General features: G+C 48.7%; 1 protein-coding gene. It reads left to right on the forward strand.

Annotation, left to right across the window (positions count from 1 at the left end; genetic code table 11):
- Positions 1–97: 97 nt before the first annotated feature.
- Entirely contained in the window at positions 98–403 is a 306-nt protein-coding gene (locus ACR0CG_RS24055) for a hypothetical protein (RefSeq protein WP_480528036.1), read from the forward strand.
- The last annotated feature ends 242 nt before the right edge of the window (positions 404–645 follow it).

Below are 645 nucleotides of genomic sequence, written 5' to 3' on the forward strand. Positions count from 1 at the left end.
CGTTAGCCAGTAAAGATCAGACATGTTCACCACTCGTTTTCCGAACCGTGAATCACGCGGCCAAGCGGAAATCAATGGGTCCCGAGCCTAGTAGCAAGTGATCTCAAAATACTTTGGCTCGAACGCGAAATCCAAACAAACCTTGCTGGTCGTTGCTGCAGGCTTTTTCACGTGTACTCACCGCAAGTATAGTGGGGTTGTGACAAGAGGAAATTGTCGCCTTTCTCCAACTCAACAACAAAAAAATCTTGGAATAATCGCTCATCATTGTGGCAAGAAATTCGTGAAGAAGTCGCAAGACGAAGGGCGCTGGTTCAATGGCTTTCAGATCAACGGCAAGCGCCAGAACAAAGGCTTAAGCCCTTATCAAATTATGTCCGTGCACGATGCGCGAAAGCAGTGATTTAAGTGGGTTGCCTTCGCAAAGTGCCGGGAAGATTTTTTGATGATCGGGAGCGCCAATGGATCAAAAATGGACCAGACGGAACGACAAACATTCTAAGAAATGGACGAAATGTTGTTGAGGTGTCCAAGGAGTAGCCACGCCGAGACGACTAGGGTCAGGACTCATAGCCAATAGATAACGAGTGCTTCAAGGGCGATTGCTGACAGGAAGCCCTTCGGGCACCTGTCGTAGCGGGTTGC

This window comes from Ruegeria sp. AB8 (assembly GCF_056542605.1).